This window comes from Vibrio sp. 1457 (assembly GCF_033340195.1).
Classification (GTDB): domain Bacteria; phylum Pseudomonadota; class Gammaproteobacteria; order Enterobacterales; family Vibrionaceae; genus Vibrio; species Vibrio alginolyticus.
In genome coordinates this window covers 79,950-103,095 of the sequence record NZ_JAWOWA010000017.1, presented here as the reverse complement: position 1 = coordinate 103,095, position 23,146 = coordinate 79,950, and the positions used below count along the sequence as shown (strand labels likewise).

Annotated in this window: 25 protein-coding genes and 1 pseudogene; 8 read left to right on the top strand and 18 right to left on the bottom strand. The window is 43.5% G+C overall.

Annotated features, from left to right (window positions below):
* Positions 1-116: 116 nt before the first annotated feature.
* Together R7Z41_RS17255 and R7Z41_RS17250 are read right to left on the bottom strand one after the other, a co-directional pair.
* Positions 117-224 (bottom strand): annotated as a pseudogene (locus R7Z41_RS17255) (threonine aldolase); the annotation flags it as partial.
* The gene (locus tag R7Z41_RS17250; RefSeq protein ID WP_206969557.1) at positions 225-1,085 is read right to left on the bottom strand and encodes an immunity 49 family protein; all 861 of its coding nucleotides are present in this window, start codon (positions 1,083-1,085) and stop codon (positions 225-227) included. It lies immediately after the preceding pseudogene.
* 356 nt (positions 1,086-1,441) lie between these two features.
* On the opposite strand from R7Z41_RS17250, the gene R7Z41_RS17245 reads away from it, so the two are divergent.
* The 3 genes from R7Z41_RS17245 (at position 1,442) to R7Z41_RS17235 (ending at position 4,875) form a co-directional block, all read left to right on the top strand.
* Positions 1,442-2,056, top strand: coding sequence for a PolC-type DNA polymerase III (locus tag R7Z41_RS17245; protein ID WP_005376459.1), 615 nt, complete (start codon positions 1,442-1,444; stop codon positions 2,054-2,056).
* Positions 2,057-2,229: 173 nt separating this feature from the next.
* On the top strand, positions 2,230-3,990 hold the full coding sequence (locus R7Z41_RS17240; protein ID WP_186585349.1) for an ABC transporter ATP-binding protein/permease: 1,761 nt from the start codon (positions 2,230-2,232) through the stop codon (positions 3,988-3,990).
* Between the two features lie 492 nt (positions 3,991-4,482).
* Positions 4,483-4,875, top strand: coding sequence for a hypothetical protein (locus R7Z41_RS17235; RefSeq protein ID WP_005376463.1), 393 nt, complete (start codon positions 4,483-4,485; stop codon positions 4,873-4,875).
* A 40-nt stretch (positions 4,876-4,915) separates the two neighbouring features.
* Here R7Z41_RS17235 and R7Z41_RS17230 read toward each other — a convergent pair whose 3' ends face one another.
* From R7Z41_RS17230 to R7Z41_RS17215, 4 genes are all read right to left on the bottom strand, one after another.
* The gene (locus tag R7Z41_RS17230) at positions 4,916-5,920 is read right to left on the bottom strand and encodes a metal-dependent hydrolase (protein WP_206969559.1); all 1,005 of its coding nucleotides are present in this window, start codon (positions 5,918-5,920) and stop codon (positions 4,916-4,918) included.
* A gap of 328 nt (positions 5,921-6,248) precedes the next feature.
* Complete coding sequence (locus tag R7Z41_RS17225; protein WP_206969567.1) at positions 6,249-6,707, bottom strand: exoribonuclease R; 459 nt, start codon at positions 6,705-6,707, stop codon at positions 6,249-6,251.
* Between the two features lie 93 nt (positions 6,708-6,800).
* The gene (locus R7Z41_RS17220) at positions 6,801-7,829 is read right to left on the bottom strand and encodes a phospholipase A (RefSeq protein WP_017820977.1); all 1,029 of its coding nucleotides are present in this window, start codon (positions 7,827-7,829) and stop codon (positions 6,801-6,803) included.
* Positions 7,830-8,055: 226 nt separating this feature from the next.
* The gene (locus R7Z41_RS17215) at positions 8,056-8,559 is read right to left on the bottom strand and encodes a DUF2938 domain-containing protein (RefSeq protein WP_206969573.1); all 504 of its coding nucleotides are present in this window, start codon (positions 8,557-8,559) and stop codon (positions 8,056-8,058) included.
* A gap of 84 nt (positions 8,560-8,643) precedes the next feature.
* Between R7Z41_RS17215 and R7Z41_RS17210 the strand changes: the two genes are divergently transcribed.
* The gene (locus R7Z41_RS17210; RefSeq protein ID WP_165439075.1) at positions 8,644-9,051 is read left to right on the top strand and encodes a helix-turn-helix domain-containing protein; all 408 of its coding nucleotides are present in this window, start codon (positions 8,644-8,646) and stop codon (positions 9,049-9,051) included.
* Between the two features lie 72 nt (positions 9,052-9,123).
* On the opposite strand, the gene def is transcribed toward R7Z41_RS17210, so the two are convergent.
* The 8 genes from def to R7Z41_RS17170 form a co-directional block, all read right to left on the bottom strand.
* Positions 9,124-9,630, bottom strand: coding sequence for a peptide deformylase (gene def / locus R7Z41_RS17205; protein WP_017635324.1), 507 nt, complete (start codon positions 9,628-9,630; stop codon positions 9,124-9,126).
* A gap of 234 nt (positions 9,631-9,864) precedes the next feature.
* Positions 9,865-10,329 (bottom strand): ABZJ_00895 family protein, encoded by a 465-nt coding sequence (locus R7Z41_RS17200; RefSeq protein ID WP_017820978.1) that lies wholly within the window; start codon positions 10,327-10,329, stop codon positions 9,865-9,867.
* A 32-nt stretch (positions 10,330-10,361) separates the two neighbouring features.
* Positions 10,362-10,691: a YceK/YidQ family lipoprotein gene (locus R7Z41_RS17195; protein WP_017820979.1), complete on the bottom strand. Its 330-nt coding sequence runs from the start codon at positions 10,689-10,691 to the stop codon at positions 10,362-10,364.
* Between the two features lie 391 nt (positions 10,692-11,082).
* Positions 11,083-11,622 carry a tetratricopeptide repeat protein gene (locus R7Z41_RS17190; protein WP_033906511.1) on the bottom strand — a complete coding sequence of 180 codons (540 nt, stop codon included), beginning with the start codon at positions 11,620-11,622 and terminating at the stop codon, positions 11,083-11,085.
* Position 11,623: 1 nt separating this feature from the next.
* Positions 11,624-12,394, bottom strand: coding sequence for a hypothetical protein (locus R7Z41_RS17185; protein WP_136977145.1), 771 nt, complete (start codon positions 12,392-12,394; stop codon positions 11,624-11,626).
* A 296-nt stretch (positions 12,395-12,690) separates the two neighbouring features.
* Entirely contained in the window at positions 12,691-14,136 is a 1,446-nt protein-coding gene (locus R7Z41_RS17180; RefSeq protein ID WP_171344645.1) for an AGE family epimerase/isomerase, read from the bottom strand.
* A 113-nt stretch (positions 14,137-14,249) separates the two neighbouring features.
* Entirely contained in the window at positions 14,250-14,786 is a 537-nt protein-coding gene (locus tag R7Z41_RS17175) for an AAA family ATPase (RefSeq protein ID WP_149192057.1), read from the bottom strand.
* 291 nt (positions 14,787-15,077) lie between these two features.
* The gene (locus R7Z41_RS17170) at positions 15,078-16,421 is read right to left on the bottom strand and encodes a magnesium transporter (protein WP_033906508.1); all 1,344 of its coding nucleotides are present in this window, start codon (positions 16,419-16,421) and stop codon (positions 15,078-15,080) included.
* A gap of 215 nt (positions 16,422-16,636) precedes the next feature.
* Here R7Z41_RS17170 and R7Z41_RS17165 point away from each other — a divergent pair, with 215 nt between their 5' ends.
* The gene (locus R7Z41_RS17165; RefSeq protein ID WP_005376485.1) at positions 16,637-17,512 is read left to right on the top strand and encodes a universal stress protein; all 876 of its coding nucleotides are present in this window, start codon (positions 16,637-16,639) and stop codon (positions 17,510-17,512) included.
* A gap of 43 nt (positions 17,513-17,555) precedes the next feature.
* Here R7Z41_RS17165 and R7Z41_RS17160 read toward each other — a convergent pair whose 3' ends face one another.
* Together R7Z41_RS17160 and R7Z41_RS17155 are read right to left on the bottom strand one after the other, a co-directional pair.
* Positions 17,556-17,945: a MazG nucleotide pyrophosphohydrolase domain-containing protein gene (locus tag R7Z41_RS17160; RefSeq protein WP_054574607.1), complete on the bottom strand. Its 390-nt coding sequence runs from the start codon at positions 17,943-17,945 to the stop codon at positions 17,556-17,558.
* Between the two features lie 26 nt (positions 17,946-17,971).
* The gene (locus R7Z41_RS17155) at positions 17,972-18,400 is read right to left on the bottom strand and encodes a PaaI family thioesterase (RefSeq protein ID WP_031781242.1); all 429 of its coding nucleotides are present in this window, start codon (positions 18,398-18,400) and stop codon (positions 17,972-17,974) included.
* A 211-nt stretch (positions 18,401-18,611) separates the two neighbouring features.
* Here R7Z41_RS17155 and gloA point away from each other — a divergent pair, with 211 nt between their 5' ends.
* Together gloA and R7Z41_RS17145 are read left to right on the top strand one after the other, a co-directional pair.
* Positions 18,612-18,998, top strand: a complete 387-nt coding sequence (gene gloA / locus R7Z41_RS17150; RefSeq protein WP_033906507.1) for a lactoylglutathione lyase — start codon at positions 18,612-18,614, stop codon at positions 18,996-18,998.
* Positions 18,999-19,009: 11 nt separating this feature from the next.
* Positions 19,010-20,110, top strand: a complete 1,101-nt coding sequence (locus tag R7Z41_RS17145) for an alkene reductase (RefSeq protein ID WP_054577842.1) — start codon at positions 19,010-19,012, stop codon at positions 20,108-20,110.
* Positions 20,111-20,227: 117 nt separating this feature from the next.
* On the opposite strand, the gene R7Z41_RS17140 is transcribed toward R7Z41_RS17145, so the two are convergent.
* Positions 20,228-20,503: a nitrogenase-stabilizing/protective protein NifW gene (locus R7Z41_RS17140; RefSeq protein ID WP_017820985.1), complete on the bottom strand. Its 276-nt coding sequence runs from the start codon at positions 20,501-20,503 to the stop codon at positions 20,228-20,230.
* 241 nt (positions 20,504-20,744) lie between these two features.
* Here R7Z41_RS17140 and R7Z41_RS17135 point away from each other — a divergent pair, with 241 nt between their 5' ends.
* Positions 20,745-22,595 carry an acyltransferase family protein gene (locus tag R7Z41_RS17135; protein WP_054577841.1) on the top strand — a complete coding sequence of 617 codons (1,851 nt, stop codon included), beginning with the start codon at positions 20,745-20,747 and terminating at the stop codon, positions 22,593-22,595.
* A 79-nt stretch (positions 22,596-22,674) separates the two neighbouring features.
* Here the strand turns inward: R7Z41_RS17135 and R7Z41_RS17130 are convergent, their stop codons facing one another.
* On the bottom strand, positions 22,675-23,145 hold the full coding sequence (locus R7Z41_RS17130; RefSeq protein WP_005376497.1) for an RES family NAD+ phosphorylase: 471 nt from the start codon (positions 23,143-23,145) through the stop codon (positions 22,675-22,677).
* Position 23,146 lies beyond the last annotated feature (1 nt).

The following is a 23,146-nucleotide window of genomic DNA, read 5'->3' as shown; positions in this document are numbered from 1 at the left end:
ACGTGGGCAGTTATACCTTCATTTTCATTAAAATTTACTTGCAATAGAGGGAGTGTCCATACACGATCAGATCGTAACTTCCTGATTTAGTTCCATCGAATTACGCAACAAAGCCCAATGATCTTGTAGATTTGTTTTGTTCGCTCAAACAGAGCCCGCAGCTGAGCCAACCTTTCATCGAACGGCATTGCTTCAGACACTGCATAAGGTGTTCTATTAATGATTTATTTAGAACAGAGATCATGCTCACCGTAAACGAGCCACTTTGGCAAATATGCGGTTTCTGGAATTGTCCAGCCATACTTATCGTATGCCAATGCAGCAAGACCAATCAGTTTCAAAGAAACATTCCCTTTTGGCGAATAGCGAACATCTTCATTCATGTAGAACTGGTAATGCGCCTCTAACGCATCCCTCAGTGCTTCTTGATAATGTGCCTCATCGCCATCGATAATGGCAACAAACACATTCACAAATGGAATAAACAAAGAGTGTACATATGGCACCCTGGTTGATTCTAAATATTGTGGGGAGGATTTCTCCATCACCGTTTGCAATAACTCAGGTAACGCTGATGAATTGCTAAATACACCGTTAACGAACTCGACCAGCGCAACATCAAAAGGATCTTTTAAACGCACTAATGACTCATCCATGATGGTCATCAGCTCTATGCAGCGCCAATCTCTCGCGGCCATCGCTAAACAGATTTCATCCAACCATGCATCCATTGTTCCTTCTGCAATAGAACGGTTACCCACTTCCGAAAAGTGTCGGTGCCCAACGGAAAATTCAACCACTTGGTCTGAATGATTGGCCAGCAAGTACACGTTATTCAGTAACTCAAGCGCCCTTTTTATGTAAGCTGGCGAGGCCTGATGTTGTCCGAATTCGGAAGCGGTGAAGAATGCCTCAAGCGAATCCCAAGCGTCGCCTTTCATTCTTTTCAGAGGGTGCTTATAAAAAGATTGATTTTCATCAAGCATTCTTTCCCAGAAGCTGTAAAAATTTTCGTCTTCTTCACGAAAAATACGCAATTTTCTTTCTTCAGGTATATCTAAATAGTGATTTTTTATTGTTTCCATCGTTCCCTAGCCTCGCATTATAAGTTGTTCTAATTTTTTGCTGTGATGATATTCATCCTCTAAATCAAGCCGTGAATGATGCCGAAGTTGATTTATAAAATCAATTTATAATCAGTATGTTGTATCGAAAGTTAATGCTTAATTGAAATGAATCGAAAAGCCGAAAAACATTTGAAATATAAGGCTACCGCACAAGCCGCGATGGGTAAGCCAGAACGTACCTGTCCATAAACAGTGGACGACGAACACTGACTTTGTGGAGTAAAGATAGACAGATATTCACCATTGTGTTCGCCTTTCTTTTTCTGTCGCTTTCGATAATACTCTTGCGCAACATTACTCAGCTGGAAAATTTTATGCCTCAAGCAAACTCTGTGGTCGTACTCGACTTTGAAACCACAGGTCTCTCTCCTACTTTAGGTGATCGCGCAATAGAAATTGGTGCAGTAAAGTTAGTCAATGGCGAGGTTGTCGATAGTTTTCAGCAACTCATGAATCCCGGTTTCAGAGTGAGTTCTTTTATTGAGAACTACACCGGCATTACCAACAATATGTTGCGATCGGCACCAAGCTGCGAAGAGGTAATGGCGTCATTTAGTGAGTTCATTGCTGGCGAGAACCTTATCGCTCACAACGCGTCCTTCGATAAACGATTTTTAGATGCAGAGCTTGAACGAATCAACTGTGGTTATTCGGGTGAGTTTGCTTGCTCCTTACTGGTAGCAAGACGGCTCATTCAAGAAGCCCCATCACATAAGCTAGGTGAACTTGTTCGCTATAAAAATATCGACAACGACGGTGTTTTCCACCGTGCACTAGCCGATGCGCAAATGACAGCCAAGCTTTGGCTCTTAATGGTCGAAGGGATAGAAAACTCAGGCGTCGAAAAACCAAGTTTTCAGTTGATGCAAACAGTTAGTAAAACAGCCAAAGGAAAAGTCGACCTGCTACTCGCCAAAAGCCGTGCGTAACCCCCTCCGAACTAAAAGCTGGTTCTAGTCTCTTCGACGTTTAAGTGATTTTCGATATACATGCGATATTGGTTATCCCAGTGAACTTCCTAATCCGAAAGCGGTAGTTCGCTGGTCTCACCAACCAAACTGGCTTACTATGCCAGGTACCTAAAACGCTTTGTGAGTCACTCATGAGCAGAAAAAATAACAAAAATCTCAGCATTCTTCTTAAACTCAACACCTTTATTGCACCGTATAAATGGCGGGTTGCGGCGGCCTTGGTTGCCCTTGTTGCGACAGCAAGTTTGACGTTATCCGTTGGCTATGGAGTACGCATACTTATCGACCAAGGCTTTGCTCAGCAATCATTGCAAGAGCTTACCAATGCGATTCAGTTTATTGTCGGTGTCACATTGTGTATTGCCATTGGGACTTTCTTTCGCTTTTACCTTGTCTCTTCCGTAGGTGAGCGCGTTAGTGCGGATATTCGCCTTGCGGTGTTTAACCATGTGATTACGCTGCATCCGAGCTATTTTGAGACCAACAGTAGTGGCGACATTATGTCGCGCTTGACTACCGATACCACATTGCTGCAAAGCATTATTGGTTCATCGTTCTCGATGGCGATGCGTAGCGCTTTGATGTGCTTTGGGGCCATCATAATGTTGTTTGCCACTAACGTTAAGCTCACGCTGATTGTGCTTGCTTCTGTGCCTTTGGTTCTGGTTCCGATTTTGTTTTATGGACGACGCGTGCGTGCGCTCTCTCGCCAAAGTCAGGACTCAATGGCCGATGTCGGAAGCTACGCTGGAGAAGCGATAGAGCATATTAAAACCGTGCAAAGTTTTAGCTCAGAGTCGCATGAACGAGCGGCTTTCGCTGTCGAGGTGGAAAAAGCTTATGAAGTAGGTAGACAGAGAGTAAAGCAGCGAGCGATCCTGATATCAGGCGTTATTGTGATTGTGTTCAGCGCGATTGCAGGCATGCTTTGGGTAGGCGGCAGCGATGTGATTCACGGAAAAATGTCTGCGGGTGACCTAGCCGCATTTGTGTTTTATGCCATTATGGTTGCCTCATCGACTGCAACCATTTCCGAAGTCATGGGTGAATTGCAAAGAGCCGCAGGTGCTACCGAACGGCTGATTGAGATCCTTCAAGTAGCCAGTGATATTAAAGCGCCAAGCAACCATTTGCCTGTCCGTGCCGACATGCCTGCTGAGGTTAACTTTAATTCAGTGAGTTTCAACTACCCTTCTCGCCCAAATCAACCAGCTATCAAAGAGTTAAATCTAACCGCTGATCAAGGAAAAGTGTTGGCGTTGGTCGGCCCTTCTGGTGCAGGTAAAACAACACTATTCGAACTGCTGCAACGCTTTTATGATCCGCAAAAAGGGCAAGTGTTGTTTGGTGGTGAAGATATTCGACAGTTCGATCCAAACGAGCTTCGACGTCAAATGGCGCTCGTACCACAACAACCAGCGCTGTTTAGCCATGATGTTTTCCATAATATTCGCTACGGTAATCCTGAAGCGACGGATGAACAAGTTATCGAAGCCGCGAAAAAAGCCCATGCCCATGAGTTTATTGAGAAGCTTCCCGAAGGCTATCACAGCTTTTTAGGGGAGCGCGGCGTTAGGCTATCAGGCGGACAAAAGCAGCGCATTGCGATTGCTCGCGCGATTCTAAAAGATCCAAAAATCTTACTGCTAGACGAAGCTACCAGCGCCCTTGATAGTGAAAGTGAACATCACGTTCAGCAAGCACTTGAAGCTCTAATGAAAGGACGCACAACGCTGATTATTGCTCATCGTCTTTCGACTATCCAACATGCGGATAAAATTGCGGTGCTCGACAATGGCGAGTTAGTCGATGTTGGTAACCACCAATCATTAATGCAAAGCTGTGAGTTGTATCAGCGACTTGTGGCATTGCAATTTAAGCACTTGGAGTAACGCCTAGTTAAGCGTTCAAAAGTAAGCAAAGGCGGACCAAATAATTTAATAACAGGAGTTTAACGATGTTTTTGTGTCAGTCCAGCGAGCCTTGGCGAGACTAAGAATCTAGCTCTGAGTGGTTAATGAGATAATTTAGACCATGAAGAGCTAGGATAGAAGATCCCACATCATGTCCCATCGTCGCTGTACAAGGTGACGAAATACAAAAGATGCCACTCGCAGTTAAACGAGCGGCATTAAACCAAGCAGCTCGCCTTTTAACAAAGGAATTCCAGTAAGAATCCAGTAACCAGCGTATTCTCCCTTCAACTAGAAACACTCGTTCACAACTACCATATAAAACCCAATCAACTTCATTTGTAACAATTAAGGTTTCAAAAATAGGAAATCATTACTGAAAAAGTTTACCGCGTTTTGTGTTGCTATCTATGGTTACAATGTTTGAGACATCAATGCCTTCAAACCAAGCAACACAAAAGCGGCACCGATATGAACAGCGAAGCGAAACAACTATTTTCTTATCTATGTCAGCGATACGATGCGCTTTCTCAAGAGCTTGAGTCTCGCCCTTTTCCTGAATTTTCTGAGACTATTACTCATCCTCTTGGGCACTGTTTAGTCCGTTGCCCAGCAGGTAGCCAACGCTTTTCTATTGTAGCAGTCAACTTTGCACCCTCCGTTCGCGGGCAAGGCGTGCTTACTGCATTTATCGACTACATCAAAAGCAATCCTTACCACTACCAAGGTGTTGAGGTTGCAATCATTGAAAACAAGAACTTAGCTAAACGGCTTTTGTCTCTTGGCTGGAAGTACAAGTCCCTGTTTGGCAAGATTTTCTTCGCTAGCAAGCCAACCCTAGTAAAGGACTTTCAGTCTGCGTAATAGTTATTACGAAACCGCATCGACATCCAAAGTAAAACCATCACTCAAAATCCGTAAGCATGTTGAAAAAAACTTGGCGATCTTCTGCAGTACTTCCTCGATGAGCAGTGTATTCAACGTGCGCGTCTGCGCTGGCTTTTGGGGATAGATTGATGCCCCATAACGCATTAATTTGGTTTGGTACGATGGAATAACGCATATCAACAATTCGCATTTCATTATTCGGATCCGTCGCTACAAAACCGTTTGAAAACCAACGGAAACGTTCGATGTCTCTTGCTTGTTGCGATTGCGGGTTTAGCCACGGAAATTGCTCTTTTATATTTAACTTTGGAGTTGATTCGCCAGGGTAAATTTTTATTGAACGCCCCACCCTTACGGCATCTACATAGTAGCTCTCTTCCGTTTCATAAATTAGTTTCCAAACCAAAAGATTGCTAAAGCTTGGTTTGGCTTTTAATTGTATAGCGTTGTGTTGTCGCTCTTTGACGATTTCCCAACCAGCTGCTTCTGCTCTATCTCGTTGGATCATTCCAAGGCTTAGGTAAGCCAGACACCATAAAAATGCAATGCGGGCATAGTTTGGGCTTCGCTTCAGTGCAGCAAACAAAAGCAATATTAAAATAGGGAGTGTGAACGCGGGGTCGATTACCGAAATAGTGTTCCAAGCATAACGCGTGTTGCTTATCGGCCATAGAAGCTGTGTTCCATAACTGGTGCATGCGTCTAATAACGCATGGGTACTATAACCAAGCGCGCAGTAAAACCAACTCTGCCGGAAGCTTAGTCCTCGCTTTTTTGCGAACAATGGATACAACACCAAAGCACAAATGAAACTACCAAACGGGATAAACAAGAGCGAGTGAGTAAATTGGCGATGGTATTCCAAATACAGCAAAGGATCAGTTGAAGAACGGATGAGCACATCTAAATCCGGAGCCATCCCAGAGACCACGCCCAACACGCCAACAACTGCAAGGTTTCGCTTGTTGCTCACCGCCAGTGGCAAAGCTGCTCCCAATAAACCTTGCGTTAACGGATCCATCGTTCACTTCCTTTAGATAGATGAAGCTCAGCTGGAAAGCGTACACGCTCAATAGTCGGTTCCAATTTAAAAACCAGAAGGTTCTTCGACATAAATTATCCGCATTTAAGTGGAAAATAATACACGACTTAGTCATGCATTTGCTTGTTTAGCAACAAACACCTTGATTTAGTGTAAGAAGGAATCACGCCGTTCGCTAGTGAACGAACAAATCTGAGTCTAGGCTTGTTTGGTATTTCAAACCCGAAGGTTTATCTGACGCGAAAAAACAAGGCGAACCCAATGGCTCGCCTTGTTTCTAATTTACTGAACGATAAACGACAGGCGTTTAGTCTTGAGGATTCTCTTTCGCGTTGATTTCAGCGTAAGTGTGTAGCAGCTCCGTCAATGTTTTTACCCACGCAAAAACATCCGAAGGTACATTTTCGATTAGTTTTTCCACTAGAGCACAGTGTGTTTCTAGCGTGATGGCCTCTTCCAAACGGAATGAGATCGCGTAGAAATGCCAAAGCACCAATCGCGTCATTCGCTCGCTATTTTGCTTTGCGTTATCTGAGTCATCAAACGCTTGTTGAATTTCACTCAGTGCGATTGCTGTCATGCGTAGCATTGCATCAAGACGTGCATACAACATGCGGTCTTCACTATCCACTTCTTCTTGATCAAAAGTGAACAGCTCATTCATCACGTCTTCTGGCACCATTTTACTGATCATACGAGCACTAAACTCTTCCAGCTCATGGCGAGGCATAGTTACAAGACAATCGAAGGTGTAATCACGAAGCATAAAATCACTCTAGGTTAGAAATCAATTTCAGCCTCGCATTCTAAATATTGAAATTTCAATTGCCAGTGTTAATTTCTATCCATCTACGAAAAACTACAAAACACCGTTGATTGCAATACCAACACCAATCCGCTGCTGATTATGATCATAGTCGATCAAGCTCTTACCATAACCCGCTGAGTATTGTGCGTACCCCTGAACTTTGCCCCAAATCGGAAATGACACACCCAGTTCTGCAAAACCCTTATGTGTTTGAAAGTTCTGGCGACCTAAAAAGGTAAACTCGTAACCATTCCACTTGTAAGCACTCGATAGCTCAAAGTGTCCCATATAGTCTTCGATATCCGGGTTATCATCACCTTTGGGATCATTAGGCGATGTCTTTTCATCTTCAGGTATACGCCACCAAGGCTGGATAGAAACCGCAAAATTGTCTTTTGCAAAGGTTAAGTTGGCATAGACACGGTTCCAACTGCGCGATAGCTCCTGTCTCTGACCGTTAGACTCATGTTCAATACCAAAACCTAACCAAGTCGAACCATCAAGTGGTTTCCAGTCTGTTGGGGTGTAGTAAAAAAGCTCTGGACGATAATTGGTTTCACGGAATGGACGAGATGCTGCACCCGTGTATACCTGCCAAAATGATTTAAGAGTCATTCCAAAAAACAGACCATCGCCATCAAACAACAAGTCATCATAGTTCATTGGTACTTTAAAACTGATTTGGAACTCCGCCTCTTCCTTACGCAGTTCATCGCCGTATTTGGTGTCGGCATACGCGCGTTTATTTACGCGATCACTGTATGTAAACGGAAGAATATAGTTAACGCGATGCGCGACCAGACTAAACGGTTCGAACGCGTTTTCTCGTTCTGATTCCAAACGCTTGTCGACCAAACTTTCCTGAAGTTCTTCAGGCTCTTCAATTTCTGGATCAGCGGGCACTGTGCTGGTTACTGTGTCAAGCTCACACTGCGCGCGAATGCTCTTTATGGTTTCTTCACCTTTGCTTTGCTTTATTTTGTCTAGCAAACATAAATCATAAGCACTGGCTGTTTCTCCCATCGCAACTGGCGCTGCCAATAAACTCAGTATTGATATCCCTGCCACTTTTGAAGCCATCTGAAACCCTTAATATTCTTTATGTCAAACCAGATAATTTTAGTTTTTCTTGGTAAACCGCTTGCCATTCTGACGTTAAGGCAATGTTAAATGTCCGCCGACTTTACGTCTTGGATAAATGCAACAGACTTTAGACATATCGGTCAACTATGATCAAAGCGCAAAAAACAACCAAGAGTTGAGCATCATAGATAAAAACCACTCGTTTGCATGATGCTCATTTTATCTATGCAAAATACTGGCTCGTAACTTTGATTGCAAACCCGGCTATGAATAAACCCAAACCATAACCCAAATGCGCCAATGTGCTAAGAAAACGGGCTTTCCAAGGTGTTGGGGTTTTACTCGCAGCAAAACCAAATCCTAGACAAGGTTGAATGACCAAAAATGGGAAGATCAACGTTACCACGCCTGTAATTAAGCTGGGCATTAGACTGGGCTCTACCAACCAATGATGACCAAAAACAGTAACGTGAGCCAAAGCGAAAGTAACGCCGATGGCATAATGCAAAAACCAGCCAAGTGACTTTTCTCCCGGCATCGCCTCTGACGCCATAATTGGCACATGCATAAACTTTCCTTGGGGCATGTACAAAACCCAGCGCGCAACCAACGCATAGTTTAATGAAGGAATACCAAACACTCTCCTTTGTAACCATGCCCATAAATCCATTATCAAAGTGGCACCAATCCCTATTAGCACCGCTTGCAATCCCATTAAAAGCAGCATTTTTCTCTCCTCAAGTTTTTGATTTGTTAAGGTCTTAGTTGCATGCTACAACTTAAAGCCAACTTGAAGTCAATGGGGAATAATATGGATATTGCAGAAGTGGTTAGAAAATCAGGATTGCCGACTTCAACGCTCAGGTACTACGAACAGCTGGGGTTAATTCGCTCGATAGGAAGGAATGGATTGAGACGCCAATATTCACCAGAGGTACTCAATACACTCAATTTAATTAGCTTGGGGCGTATCGCTGGAATATCGCTTAACGAAATGGCAGAAATGTTGAATCAATCAGAAGTTTCAAAGCCATATATCGATCGTGACTTACTAACGAAAAAGGCACTTGAGATTGATGAGCAAATAAAACGTTTGAAAGCGGTGCGAGACAGCCTAAACCATGTCGCCTCCTGCCCTCATGAATCGCATATGGACTGCTCTTCATTTCAAAGGCTTATGAAGGTCGTAAAGCGTTATGTCCCCCAAAAACAGAGATAAACCGCTCTCACTACCGTCCTATTCTTGATTTAAAAGGAAGTAACTCGACATGGAGGGTTACTTCCTCTCATATTACTTAGCTTTCGCTTTTACGTACTTCTTCACTTTTTTCATCGCCATTTTTTGCTTCAGCGGTGAAAGGTAATCAATAAACAAGTTACCCGATAGGTGGTCAATTTCGTGCTGCATCACAATCGCCAAGAACTCATCGCTCTCGATTGTAATCGGGTTGCCATCACGGTCTAGTGCAGAAACAACAACTGACGTGTAACGCTCTACATCTGCGTAGTACTCAGGAACAGAAAGGCATCCCTCTTGACCAAGTGCTTTGTTTTCTCCGCTCACCACTTCTGGGTTAACCAAGATTAAAGGATCATTGCGTTCGTCAGAGATATCGATGACAACAACCGCCTCTTTTCTGCCTACTTGGGTTGAAGCTAAACCGATACCATTGCCCGTTGCGTAAAGTGTTTCTAGCATATCGTCTATCAGCGTTTGTACTGTCGATACATCAGTGACTTTTTCTGCTTTTACTTTAAGCCTTGGGTCTGGAATGGAGAGAATTTCGAGGACTGCCATACTTACCTTTCATATCTATAAATCGTAATTCGTGGCGAATTATACACACGTTTCTCGATACATAAACCTGCTAAGCTATCTTGCGCACAAGGCATAAACCATTAACTCAAACGACAACACAATAAATGGGTTTGCCTTTTAGACAAAAAATCCTACAAACAGGAAACTAAAACGCCAGCACATTATGGCTGGCGTCTTGTCATGATCCTAATTGAATCGTTTGTTGTATTTTATCTACTGACTTTCCTTGGCTTTGAGTAATACTCTAATCGCCATTTTCTCACCACTTTTTAAAATTAAGTAGGCGATGCCAATCGTTATTAGCATTATGATAGCAATAAAAATACTTACCCCACCGAGCTCAGATAATAAATAAAACGGAGAAATATCTAACGACATTAAGATAAGAGAGAACACTACCAAACTTGCTAAAGTCCACAGTAAAACAGCATACCATCTTGTTTTTGATGGCATTACATCTCCAGTCTTGTAGCCGAAGTAATAACCAACACTCATGGCTGGGATTAACGTGCTAAGAAAGCCTGTACCACTCATTTCTATCCCAACAATATATTCAATGGCCAACAGCAATGCAGCCCAACAAACGGACGCCAGACACAACAGAGACGTAACAAGAAGTACCGATGGTGGCTGGTTTATTTCTGATTCTGAATAGTTACTTTTTAATTCCACTTTCATTTCCTTCCATTTATTTGAATAAAATAAGCGTTTTAGATCATGCTTCCGCTTGGACAACCTAGAGAAACAACACCGCCATAACTCGTTGTTGGCGTAACTACCATGACTAAATCAACAGGAAGAAACACAACGTCCGTTGCTAACGACAAAGGAATGTCAATCAATGATAGTGGGTATAACGCGATAGAAGTAATATCAGCTCTTAAATAGCAAGGTTGTCGTGCGACTGATAACGCGGTGCCTGAAAACGGCTTTCCGTATCCGCCACCAGCATGCGCATCTATAGATGAACACCCCACCATTAAAGATGCTGACACCACAAGAAATACAACTTGTAGCTTTTTAAATAGTTTTATTTTCATTTAACCTAGATTCCAACTAACTATTATTTTTACAACTAAACCCTCTCTCAAATTGTATGTTCAATGAATTTACTCATATGGGCCAAGTGCAACCATGTTAATACGTTCTATGTATTAGAAACAATTCATTTATTTCCAATGACACTAGTGAGATCATGCGACCTGATTGGAATCTCACTTAAGTTTTCATGGATCTATCGCGCTGAAAATTGAAGCCTCTACCTGTCATAGAATAAAAAGCCGTCAAAATCAGTGGTTCTGACGGCTTTTTATTTTCTATTACACACTCGATTATTGTTGCAGCTTCGCTGTGGCTTCTACTGCTTTGTAGAAGTCCAGCACTCTCTGTTTGAGGTTCGATTAAAACCCTATAAAACATTAAGCCGCAATATTAATTGAGTTGTTCTATATAGCGATTCAGCTCTACCGCATATGTTTTTTGATCAATCGCAGTGTCACCTATTTCTTCATCTAGAAATCCAAGTAGCATTTGTGCACCACCTTCACCATTATTTAACGCTTGCGTCAAGTAATAGGCTGAAAGCACCTTATTTTCAGGTAAACCACAGCCATCATCATACAAACATGATCCTAAATAAAATTGTGCACTCGCCAACCCATCATCAGCAGCCTCTGAGATTAAAGAAAAGCCCCGCTTAACATCCATGACTTTTGGCTCTTTCAGAAGGATTATCCCTAAAAGCTCTTTACTATGAACATCATCCACTTCGATAGCTTTGATCAATAAAGACTTTGCTCCTTGCACATCACCTTGTTCATAAAATTTATTTGCTTCGCTGTACAACTGCTCTGGAGCTTCTCGGTTCTTAGTTAGGAGGCTTTCTGTCGTTTTAGTTGCCTCAAACTTTGACGTAGTATCGTTACATGCCGTAACAAGGAGCACTACTAATAAAACGTTAACAATTCTCATGTTATTCCCATGTGCATTTGATAAACAAGACTGCTGTCGAGTATGAATCGTCATACTGACCGCTTACAATTTGAAACTTTGTATTGATCGGAGCTTTAGCACTAGCTTCACACATATTGGCAATTTGACCACGAACATAAGCACTCGAATCAAAGTTATACTTGTCTTCTTGAGGAATTACACTTGCTAATGAAACTCTAGATAGTTGAGGAGCTTTCCCATATTCCCTTTCGACTTTCAAATACTTCACATTAACAATCAAAATGCAGCCAGATGATTCTAGATTTGCATTGTGTACTCGATTAGCTAGTACTCTAACGTTTTGTCGGATAATATCAAAGAGAAGCATAGCTCTGCCTTTCTGTAATACCATCCCTAAGGCCATGGCCCTTCCACTATTTGCTTTCATTGCAGTAGAAGCTAGAGTTGACGACTGTATTGGAGCTAGAGACGAAAATTTACGTGAAGGAATAACAGCTTTGTTTTTCCAGTGCATTCGATCGGTTAACATACCAGACTTAACCGCCATGTTGCGATCTATCTGTTCCTTAAGCTTTTGTAACCTTTTCTCACCTGTAATATCATTTGGAAGCTTACGTAATGGTCCCGCAAGAGAAGTATCTTTTATGGTATTAACGGGAATTTTCTCATTATCTAATTTGCTTCTTAGTTCGACACAAGAGCTAAATAGTTTGTCAGCTGGATACATGTAATTAATGTAGTTGATTGATAACGGCGTATCTCTCTCGTGCGTTAGTATAGAAATGTACATAATGATTCTCTCAAAACCATTATTATGAACAGGATTGCATAAAGTTCCAAGCTCTAAGTTGTCCTAGTTGTGAGATATACCCTAATCAATGAAAGTTAATTTATAGTTAGATATTTGTTAGAAACACTCAGCGGTCATTACAAATAAACATTCGTTAACTATATGTGTTGTCACCATTACATGTAAGATTATTAAAAATAAAGGCTAACCAGTTGGTTAGCCTTTATTGATATTACTGCTACAATTTTGCTTTGGCTTTTACGCGGACTTTAATTAACACATCACCATCGACCAACCTAAGGTCGAATATTGGTGAATGTCGCGGTGGTGACTCCATCACTTTGTGACGACAACGATTTTACGTCTGCGCTAAAGTAATATGGATTAAGTGGCATTTTATTCTCTGCTGGTCGCGCGTAGTAAAGCTTGGCAGGCTGTTTTGCCATTTGTTGCGCGTACAAATACCCGACCAACGCATGTTCAAACTGGTGGTAACCATTTCCCCAATGGAACGCTTTGGTTGATTTAGGGCTTAGACCGACGCCTCCATATTGATGATCCACCCATGCATCCATAAAAGTGGGTAACGTGTATTGAAGCGTTTCTTTCATCGAACCATCAACAAGGGAAACTGTCATTGCCGCTTGATCGAGCTCTGCCCATTCCCAAGACGAGCTATAGTGCTTGTATGGTCTTGATTGCCAAGCAGGAATGCTCTCTTGCGTCCATTTACTCTGCCATTCTGGTGAGAAAAGCGCTTTGACTTGCTCAAAGTTTTGCTGGTATTGCGCTTGTTTAAGCGTGTGTTTCATTCCTTTGAAACCAAACTCTGTCCAATTGGAATTCTCCAACAACTGACCAGTGAGATACGTCATCCAATACGCTTTGATGGTGTGTCCAAAATCATTGTGTTTCGCATCTGGCATCATTACCGCTTTGTGGTGTATCGCGCCATAAAAACGCTGCTCTTTGACGGAATGGTAGTTATCTAGCATCACTTGCATCAGCCATTGCAGATCTTGCTTCCACTTGGCTTGCGCTGGTTCTGGTAAAAGTGGCGCCGTTAACAACAGGTAGCCATTAATTTGGTCAAGTTGAGCGACTAACTCTTGCTGCTTCTCACTTTCCCCATCACCATCTTTCAAAACCCACGCCAGACCGCGATCATCGCTTCGTCGGTATTGTTTAAATATAAACGCTTGCTGGTCGATAAGTGCTTGTTCAACCTTTGGATCTTGCGTTAAGTAGTAGTACATCGCCAACCCCACCAAGGCGTAAGCTTGGTCTTGAGAAGTTCGCTGTTGCCACTCCATCCCCGGTTTTCCACTACGCGTAAAGCTCACGAAGCCGCCGTTTTTCTCATCTTGTAGATGATCAATCAGGTAATAAGCCCCTTTCTTTGCCAGCTCTAATGCTTGCTTGTCACCCGTAAGATGAAAAAGTACGCCATAAGCGTAAGTTTGGCGCGATTTCATGCGGGTGTATTCGCGATCGAAGTGCGGGCTAATCCACCCTTTGTTTAATTCTTCACACGGCTTTTGTGGGTCGAGAATGACACCGTTATCACAACGAAAAGTCGGAAAATTCCCCGCAGGTTGTCCATGCGCGCTTTCCATCATCCAATATGGGGCTAGGCCATTCGTCACATGGTTTAACCAATCATCCCCCGAAGGCAGGCCTACATCAGCAAAGCTGCTCATGCTCGTCGTTGCGAGCAATAAGGTAAGATATTTAAAAGACATAACACTCAATTAAGTTATTGAACTTTATCCAGTATAAATAACTCCCTTTACGCATATTGTCGTCGTGGTCACAATCGCCTTACGCATTTGTTTGCATCAATCATCTTTCAGCCTTATTCGATGATTGAGCCGCGAATAAACGCTACTCTGTCTTCGACTGACATTTTGGGCACTTCGATCAATTGATAACCAAATTTGTGATAAGCGCTGGCCATCTGTTGATACGTAGCCACCGCTTCAGAAAAATCTTGCTTTCGCTCTTCGTCGTTGCTGAATATCGATGCCCAAGGTGGAAAAATGAATACTTGAGAATGATAACGAAGCATCTGGCAATGCGTGATGAGCTCATGCGAGATTGGAAGTTGTTCCAACTTACTGTAGCCATATACGTCCACAATACTGCGATCAAAAAACACGTCCCCTTGGTGGGCATTGAAAGCTCGGTAATTGCTCACTTCTGCCTTCATCATTTCGTCTCGAAAAGCTTGTTTGTCATTCCAAGGTAATGCTGAACCGTGATTGGCAACCTGCGTTTGTATTACTTGACGGCCGGTTTCTGGCGCGCAGATAAAGCCTTGTGTTTTTAGTTGTTCGATAACCGAGGTTTTTCCTGCACCGGGACCACCAGTGAATACAATGAGTTTGTTCAAAATCTTTTCCTTATTTTTTTGTTTGAGTGAAGTAATGCGTGTACAGCCAAGAAAATGGGCATCATCTGGCGTTTGAAATTGGAATTTGGCACGCTAACGTTAAGCGAGGATCGGTAGTGGGAAATTTGGGGAATAGAACTGAGCAGTGAAGAGATTTACAAAGTAAGAACCGAAACGACGTGTTCATCGGTTATGGAAAACGGAGGAATGCTGAGCGAAGCAAGCTCGCCCAAAATACTGGGTTGGGAAATGGTGCGATTGGTTCTGCTGGTTAACGCGTCAATTGGATATCTATATCAAGAAAATGGCACCTAAGCCTAAGAACGCAAAGAAACCGACGACATCGGTAACGGTCGTCAATACTACCGAGCCAGCCACGGCGGGATCAATGTTAAACTTCTTCAACGTGAATGGTATCAACGTACCCGATGCCGCGGCCGCCAAACTATTGAGGAAAATGGCACAACAGATAATAAGCGCCAATGGCCAAGAGTCAAACACCATGTAGACGACACCCGCGATGACTAATCCCATGATCAAGCCATTAATGGTGGCGATTTTTAATTCCTTATTCACCAATAGCTTCAAGTTACTTTGGTGCAAGTGGTTCAATGCGATACCCCGAATGGCCACCGCTAAGGTTTGGCTACCTGCGATGCCGCCCATACTCGCCACAACGGGCATTAAGATAGCAAGCGCAACGACTTGCTCGACCACATTATCAAAAAGCCCAATGATGGCGGAGGCTACGAAAGCGGTCAGCAAGTTAATCACCAACCAAAGTGCTCTTAGCCTTGTCGCCACGCTTAATGGTGTGAACAAATCTTCTTCGCTTCGTACGTTTTCTGCCACTACAGCTTGTAGGCTGAGTTCGCGCAACGTAATCGCGATGGTCGCCATCGACAAGACGCCCATAATTTTGCCACCAGCCATGATAGGAAACCAATGTGCTCCACCATCAATCGAGACTTGTTTGCTGACGCTTTGAATCGTTTGAATATCTTCTAGAATTGGCGTAACTACGGTCAAGTCGGTAAGTTTGATATGATTTTCGTGCAGCAACAGGGTTTGCGGCTCTATCGTACCAATCACACCACTTGCATCACGCACAATAATCAACCGCACTGGACTTTGCCCACGTTTTAGCAGCTCGGTTTTGATGCCTCCTACGCTGTTTTTAGGGTTTGCGACCAGAAAGTGAGGCTCGGCATAACGTCCAACTTTGTTGTCTTCATACGACAATGCTTGTTGGATATGCGCGACAGACTCTTCACTTTGATCAATAAGGTATTCATCTACAAATTCGGTCGGTAGAAAGTCCGCAAAGATGATCAGTTCTGAATCCGTTATGTACGCCAAGCGTTCATGTTGTAAGTCTTTATTGAGTGATTGATGAATGTGCTTGGCGGTGTCGTATCGGAGCAAATTTAATACCGTCCAATACTTCTCAGGCGGCACTGCTTCTATGACACGCTTACGGTAAGCAATGTTGACCGATTCCAAAATGTTCGCAATCTGTGCTTCTTGATAGTCTTTCAAAAAGCTCAAGTCTTCGGTCGATTCTATCGCTTTAATGATCTCAGCAAGCAAATGTGGCACTTTGCGGTTAATTTGCAATTGGTTGGAATCTATCATTACTTTTACCTATAGCTTTCACTACCACATTCGCCGCATTGACGATATGTGCTATCCGAAGGCATGAATTCTTGATGTTAAAATTCTAGGCGATAGTTGACTTAATTGCGGAATTTATATTTCGCTCGCAGAAACAAAACGCCTCTGCATCAGTTCATGGTATAGACTTGAATGTGTGTCAGGCTCATTCGCCTTGTTTGATAATGGAGTAATCAATGGCACCTGTATTTTTTCTGACTCAGCAGGCCGCCTTACCAAGTCGTAAGGTGCTTCGTAAAGTGATTCAATTTTCGACAGCGCTTGCTCAGCCTATTGTAGTTTTAGTGGAAGACCATCGCCGAAGTGAAGATCACGCATTCGCTCATTTTCTCAGTTTCAACTCTGACCATATAGAAAAAAGACAAGCTGAGTTTGAAGCTTGGACCTTAAAGTTCAACGCATTAATTGTCGAACTTTGTGAAGAAGAAGAGCTTGAAACACCAACGCTCTCTTACGAGCATTTCAAAGGGAGCCATTGGGTTGAGCAAGTTGCGAAACGACTTGTTGACCACACTGACTTACTGCTCGTGGGACACTTTAACAAACACGAGATTCAAACGATGCTCACAGAACTGGCACAACAAGATTGCGACTTGTTGCTACTGAGTGAGCGTTCATGGCCTTCTCACGCCAACATGCTTTGTGCAATCGACCCACTTCATCGAGGGGATGAAAAGTCGATAGTAGATAAAGCCATCGTCTCGCGAGGCTCAAAATTAGAACAAACCTTAAGCGGGAAAATGACGCTCGTTTACTGCCGATACGTCGCGCCATACCTCTCTCGCTATCGTGCAGAGATATTAAGCAATCAAAAAGCAGGCATTACAGATTTTATTACTGCGCAAAAGTTAACGCGAGTTCCATTACTATTACCGGAAGGAAACCCTGAAACGGCGTTACCAAAAGCAGTTAAGCAATCACAAGCAGCGATTTTGATTATGGGTGCATGTAAACGAAGCATGTCATCCCAATTTTGGTCTGGCAGCACTGTAGACACGTTACTTGACCAACCACCTTGTGACCTACTGTTGGTCAACAGCTCCAAGGGCTGACTAGGTATTCCCTATTAATCTATCCTTTCAATACCAAGCGCAGTTATTGGCTCTTTACATCTTCTAACTGCGCGACTTCATGCTCTGCGTTCAAGGCTTGTTTCTGCTGCTGTTTTATCTCATCCCAACTGCGTCCCGACTCAATCGCAGATACACGCTGATCGTATTTGTTGCAGGCTCTTTCGAGTACTTTCTCAGGATCTATCCCCTTTTCTCTTTCCAACGCTTTTAATACGTTAAGGTAGTTCCACAACACATCGCCTAACTCGTCTTCCAAATGACAAAGGCGATCCTCACGAATCTCTTCGCGGACTTCATCAACTTCTTTGCCAATGGCCTCCAGATAAGTCTCTACGCCTTTAAACCAAGTATTGGTTTGGTCATATTGAGATTTTCTCGTCGCAATTGCATACAGCTCATCAAATTTCTTCATTGCCTCTCCGTAGAACACGTTTTTATTTATGCCTTTTTAGGACGAATAAACTTCCCTTTAGCCGTCACTCTAACTTCGCTTTCGACCCGCAATTGAGCCACCAGTTGATATATACCGCGTCGTTCACCTTCACAGTGTGCAGTAATCGTGACTCGATCATCTAACTGAATAGGTGCATGGTAGCGCACATCCAACTGCGCCGTAAGGGCTTGAATGTCTCTAGATAACAAACAATGCGTCATTGCACCATCGAGAAGCGAACTGGCAATACCACCATGCAACAGGTCTGTGTAACCTTGATGACGCGGTAAAACGTGAAACTCTCCGACAACAGAACCATCGGCTAGGTATTGGTAGTTCACGGCCAAAGAGTTCGGATTCACATTAATTGAAGAACAAACCGCACATTGATGATGAGACTCGTGAGTGTAATGACAGTAGCTGTTTGTGGACATGATAGTTACTCGGTTTCTCAAAAGAGTAATTAGCATATGCCAACAATTAAAAAGAAACGGCGAGTAATCTTTGTTTGCATGTTGCAGGGCCAGCAACCTCGCTTTTCATAACACTAAATAATCATTTTAATAATTAACGATAATTTCCAGTTTATTTAGAGTGGCGATATGGTTTGCATAGTGATTACGCAACGTTATGAAAAGGCGACTTATGAAGCTTCTCCACACGATGATCCGTGTAGCTGACCTAGACAAATCTATCGAATTTTATACAAAAGTTCTGGGAATGAGTGTTTTGGATCGTTTTGAAAACCAAGAATACCGTTACTCACTGGTGTTTGTTGGTAACCCTGATCAACCAGATGGCGCGACCATCGAGCTAACTTATAACTGGGATACCGACAGTTACGACTTGGGTAACGCATTCGGACACATGGCACTGGGGTCTGAAGATATTTACGCCGCTTGCGAAAAAATTAAAGCGCTTGGTGGCAACGTTACTCGCGAGCCAGGTCCAATGAAAGGCGGAGAAACTCACATCGCGTTCATTAAAGATCCCGATGGTTACCAAATCGAACTCATCCAAACTCACAAATAACGAGGTTTCCTATGACAGACGCATTATTTCAACCCATTCAACTTGGCTCTCTCTCATTAAAAAACCGTATCGTTATGCCTCCGATGACGCGCTCTCGTGCTTCTCAACCAGGTAATATCGCTAACTACATGATGGCGACATACTATGCTCAACGTGCTGAAGCGGGCCTAATCGTTGCTGAAGGCACACAAATTTCGCCAATGGGTCAAGGCTATGCATGGACACCAGGCATTTACAGCCCAGAGCAAATTGCTGGTTGGAAAAAGGTAACTAATGCGGTGCACGAGAAAGGCGGCGTTATCTTCGCGCAATTGTGGCACGTTGGACGTGTGACTCACCCTGATAACATTGGCGGTGAGCAACCTATTTCTTCTTCTGCGCTAAAAGCAGAAAACGTGAAAGTATTTGTCGATAACGGCACAGACGAACCGGGTTTTGTCGACGTGGTTGAGCCACGTGAAATGACCAAACAAGACATCAAGAACGTTATTGAAGAGTACCGCCAAGCCGCACTAAACGCGATAGAAGCCGGATTCGATGGTATCGAGCTTCATGCAGCGAATGGCTACTTGGTTAACCAGTTTATCGATTCTGAAGCGAATAACCGCACCGATGAATACGGTGGCTCCATTGAAAACCGTCTGCGTTTTCTTAGTGAAGTGGTAGAGGCGATGACGCAAGCTATTGGCGCAGAGCGTGTTGGTGTTCGTCTTGCACCATTCACTTCGTTAAATGGCACCGTTGATAGTACGCCAGTCGAAACCTACACCGCCGCTGCAGCGCTGCTTGATAAACTCAATGTGGTTTACATTCACATTGCAGAAGTGGATTGGGACGACGCGCCAGACACTCCGCACGACTTTAAAACCGCAGTTCGTGAGGCGTATAAAGGCACACTGATCTATGCCGGTCGTTACAACGCAGAAAAGGCGCAACACGCGATTGAAAGTGGTTTAGCCGACATGATTGGCTTTGGCCGTCCGTTTGTTGCAAACCCAGACTTACCAAGCCGCATCAAGCATGGCTATCCGCTGGCAGAACATGACCCTGCCACATTGTTCGGCGGCGGTGAAAAAGGCTTGGTGGACTACCCTGCGTATTACGCGGGTTAATTCATCTACGTAAAGCTGATTCGTAACTCGCGACAAACCAATAGCGAAACCAAAAGAACCTTGCTCTTCCCCCTGTGACACCAAGATGCAGGGTTCTTTTTAGGCAAGCCACCAGAATTAACGTCTTTGACAAGATGTACAACCTCGACACGCAGAGCGCGTCGTTTTACTGAGCAAACTGCGTTGTACTTTACAGTAAGCATTCTTTAAAGCACGACGACCTGAAAACCAATCATCCGGTTTAGTGAGGATTAAGTAGCCGTGAAACCTCTTAACCAACTCGGTTCGATTGTTTTCGATAAATCGGCTATCAAACTCGATGTCGAAGTAATTCAAAGCCTCTTCGATACAAGTAAAGCTGGCAATTTTTTCCTGAATCGTATTCTCTGTCATCGTTTCTTTAGCGTAATCATTTTCAATGAAGTCTAAGTGCCTCGCGCTTTACGTTCTTTGATTTAGCGCTTCTTAAGATCATTCTTTATGGGGTTTCCATATTGAAATTCAATTTGGGAATTCGTTAACCCACCTAGCATTTTCATTTTGACAATCACTTTAAGGCACTGATTTAAATAAACATTATTTCTGGTTCATATTTTGCTCTACTTCATTAAACGGAATGTTGGAGCAACACGATATGACTTACAGAGCAGAAGTAGACGGATTAAGGGCGATTGCTGTCACGTTGGTGATTTTGTTTCATGCAGGAGTTGAGCAATTCGCTGGTGGCTTTATTGGCGTCGACGTGTTTTTTGTGATCAGCGGCTATTTGATCACCACCATCGTGATTAACGACTTAGAAAACCAGAAGTTCAGCCTTGGTGATTTTTATGAGCGACGCATTCGTCGCATACTCCCCCTCTTACTGGTGGTGATCGCCGTCAGCTATTTGATGTCTTGGTGGCTATTTTTGCCGCAAGCACACAAAGACGTTGGTCAATTTGCAGTGTCTTCCATTCTCTCTTCATCCAACATTCTTCTGTATTTGAAAGGCCACAATTACTTCGGTTTAGAAGATCAAGCCAACCCGCTGTTCCACACATGGAGCTTGGGCGTTGAAGAACAATACTACATTGTCATTCCTTTGCTACTCATGCTACTCGCTCGTGGCAAAAACGCGTTTTACCTGACTTTTTTTATCACGGTATTTGTGCTGAGTTTGATGACTATTGTCTACGCGAGCAACGATCCTGATTTCGCTTTTTACATGATCTTCTCTCGCGCTTGGGAGCTGGCAACCGGTTCATTACTCGCATTAGTGATGAGAAAAGTCCAAGTTCAATCTAACGATACTCTAGCAACCATTGGCATCGTTTTGATATTGGCTTCCTCGCTTTTGTTTGAAAAATCGCAAGATGGCGCGGGCATTACGCTGCTGGTGCCGGTCATCGGTAGCGCGTTGGTGATTTTGTTTGCCTCTAAAGACAATGTCTGCGGTAGATTACTGAGCCTAAAGTGGGTCGTGTTCGTCGGCTTAATCAGCTACAGCTTATACTTGTGGCACATTCCATTATTTGTCTTTTACCGCTACGTGTTGGACACAACACAAGACATCAATATCCCACTTTACGTTGTCACTCTTTTTGTACTTTCTTACTTCACTTGGCGCTTTATTGAAAAGCCGTTCCGTAGCCGAAAAGCCATGAGCATGCGCACTGTGTCCGCGGTTATTGTGTTGTTGACGTTGCCCTTGCTAACGCTCGGCGTTATCGGTCATCAAAACGGTGGTTTTCCAGAAAGAAGCGCATTTTTCGAGGCCATGCGCGTTAACAACGGTTATGGTTTAGATTGCAACGGCAACACCAACGTTAACGATGTGTGCTCGTCTGCGCCGCAGCCCGCCATCGCTGTGTTAGGCAATAGTCACAGCATGGTTTACGTGAAGCGTCTATCCGAAGTAACACCAACTGGCGTGGTGCAACTTACTCAAGATTCCTGTGCGGTCGGTTATGTCGACATCCTAGAAGCTGCTGGCTCAATTTCTTGCCGACAGTTCTTCAATGAGGCTGTCGATACAATTCTAAGTACCCCTTCCATTCGTCGCGTTGTTATCTCTTCTAATTTCAATAAAGAGCTTTCACAAGCCGATTATGAAGCATCATTAACCAAATTATTGAATGAACTGAAAGGAAAGGAAGTGGTCGTTTTCGGTCCAACCCCTTCTGCACCGTTTGCGGTAGGAGAATGCCTTTGGAAAGCGCGTTTGTTTGGCGAGACAGAAGAGTCTGCCTGCGACTTTTCTCCCAAACAACATCACCCTCAAAACGTGGCGAAGTTAGTGAACTACTTTGAGCAATTTGAGCACGTTGAGTTTGTCGACTTGACCGATGCCATTTGCAGAAATGGCGTATGTCGAATGAGAGTTGGAGCAAACAATGCGATGTATACGGATGACAGCCATTTATCTTACAAAGGTGCTGAGTTGGTGCTTGGGCATTACCTCAACACTACAAATGAAGCGCAACAGTTCACTTACGACCGACAATAACCAAGGAAATAAACTTTTATGCTTCAGCGTTTATCTCAGGTAAGCGCTGAATGCTTTAAAGCAAGACAAAGCTAGGCGTCTATTTGAAAATGCGCGGATCAAACGCGAAATCGAGCTTTTCGGCTTTCTTGATGATCTCTTTCATTTTGGGATGATTTGGATTCACCACGTAGTTTTTATCACGAGGTGAAATCGTTGAAGGCACTTGCAGCGCGGCAAACTCTGGATGAGGATCATTGAGAAACTGATCACCAATGTACTGCGTAGACTCGCTCGCCGGTATTGCTCGCCACGTCACAGGGAGATCTTCTTCATCTAAGGTGGCGATGAGGTATTCTGGCATTTCAATACGATATAAATCGTAAAGTTTGGTGATAGCAGGATCGTTGTTTACGTGAACAAACACTTCCAACGAGCAAAGGGATTCCGATTCAGAGAAGTAGAGGGCTTCGGTTCCTTTTGAGTTCCATCGCCCTCCAAATAACTTTGCGCCAACGGGGCTGAATGGCGTGTCAGCAAATTTCTTTTGTGTGAGACGATAGAGCTTCATA

What these genes read in the sequence shown, in the direction of transcription:
- R7Z41_RS17250 (WP_206969557.1), bottom strand. Translation starts at nt 1,085, where the DNA reads ATGGAAACAATAAAAAATCACTATTTAGATATACCTGAAGAAAGAAAA.
- R7Z41_RS17165 (WP_005376485.1), top strand. Translation starts at nt 16,637, where the DNA reads ATGGCACCTGTATTTTTTCTGACTCAGCAGGCCGCCTTACCAAGTCGT.
- R7Z41_RS17160 (WP_054574607.1), bottom strand. Translation starts at nt 17,945, where the DNA reads ATGAAGAAATTTGATGAGCTGTATGCAATTGCGACGAGAAAATCTCAA.
- R7Z41_RS17245 (WP_005376459.1), top strand. Translation starts at nt 1,442, where the DNA reads ATGCCTCAAGCAAACTCTGTGGTCGTACTCGACTTTGAAACCACAGGT.
- R7Z41_RS17185 (WP_136977145.1), bottom strand. Translation starts at nt 12,394, where the DNA reads ATGTACATTTCTATACTAACGCACGAGAGAGATACGCCGTTATCAATC.
- R7Z41_RS17215 (WP_206969573.1), bottom strand. Translation starts at nt 8,559, where the DNA reads ATGCTGCTTTTAATGGGATTGCAAGCGGTGCTAATAGGGATTGGTGCC.
- R7Z41_RS17220 (WP_017820977.1), bottom strand. Translation starts at nt 7,829, where the DNA reads ATGGCTTCAAAAGTGGCAGGGATATCAATACTGAGTTTATTGGCAGCG.
- R7Z41_RS17140 (WP_017820985.1), bottom strand. Translation starts at nt 20,503, where the DNA reads ATGACAGAGAATACGATTCAGGAAAAAATTGCCAGCTTTACTTGTATC.
- R7Z41_RS17190 (WP_033906511.1), bottom strand. Translation starts at nt 11,622, where the DNA reads ATGAGAATTGTTAACGTTTTATTAGTAGTGCTCCTTGTTACGGCATGT.
- R7Z41_RS17170 (WP_033906508.1), bottom strand. Translation starts at nt 16,421, where the DNA reads ATGATAGATTCCAACCAATTGCAAATTAACCGCAAAGTGCCACATTTG.
- R7Z41_RS17195 (WP_017820979.1), bottom strand. Translation starts at nt 10,691, where the DNA reads ATGAAAATAAAACTATTTAAAAAGCTACAAGTTGTATTTCTTGTGGTG.
- R7Z41_RS17210 (WP_165439075.1), top strand. Translation starts at nt 8,644, where the DNA reads ATGGATATTGCAGAAGTGGTTAGAAAATCAGGATTGCCGACTTCAACG.
- R7Z41_RS17230 (WP_206969559.1), bottom strand. Translation starts at nt 5,920, where the DNA reads ATGGATCCGTTAACGCAAGGTTTATTGGGAGCAGCTTTGCCACTGGCG.
- R7Z41_RS17235 (WP_005376463.1), top strand. Translation starts at nt 4,483, where the DNA reads ATGAACAGCGAAGCGAAACAACTATTTTCTTATCTATGTCAGCGATAC.
- R7Z41_RS17180 (WP_171344645.1), bottom strand. Translation starts at nt 14,136, where the DNA reads ATGTCTTTTAAATATCTTACCTTATTGCTCGCAACGACGAGCATGAGC.
- def (WP_017635324.1), bottom strand. Translation starts at nt 9,630, where the DNA reads ATGGCAGTCCTCGAAATTCTCTCCATTCCAGACCCAAGGCTTAAAGTA.
- R7Z41_RS17130 (WP_005376497.1), bottom strand. Translation starts at nt 23,145, where the DNA reads ATGAAGCTCTATCGTCTCACACAAAAGAAATTTGCTGACACGCCATTC.
- R7Z41_RS17240 (WP_186585349.1), top strand. Translation starts at nt 2,230, where the DNA reads ATGAGCAGAAAAAATAACAAAAATCTCAGCATTCTTCTTAAACTCAAC.
- R7Z41_RS17225 (WP_206969567.1), bottom strand. Translation starts at nt 6,707, where the DNA reads ATGCTTCGTGATTACACCTTCGATTGTCTTGTAACTATGCCTCGCCAT.
- R7Z41_RS17155 (WP_031781242.1), bottom strand. Translation starts at nt 18,400, where the DNA reads ATGTCCACAAACAGCTACTGTCATTACACTCACGAGTCTCATCATCAA.
- gloA (WP_033906507.1), top strand. Translation starts at nt 18,612, where the DNA reads ATGAAGCTTCTCCACACGATGATCCGTGTAGCTGACCTAGACAAATCT.
- R7Z41_RS17145 (WP_054577842.1), top strand. Translation starts at nt 19,010, where the DNA reads ATGACAGACGCATTATTTCAACCCATTCAACTTGGCTCTCTCTCATTA.
- R7Z41_RS17200 (WP_017820978.1), bottom strand. Translation starts at nt 10,329, where the DNA reads ATGAAAGTGGAATTAAAAAGTAACTATTCAGAATCAGAAATAAACCAG.
- R7Z41_RS17135 (WP_054577841.1), top strand. Translation starts at nt 20,745, where the DNA reads ATGACTTACAGAGCAGAAGTAGACGGATTAAGGGCGATTGCTGTCACG.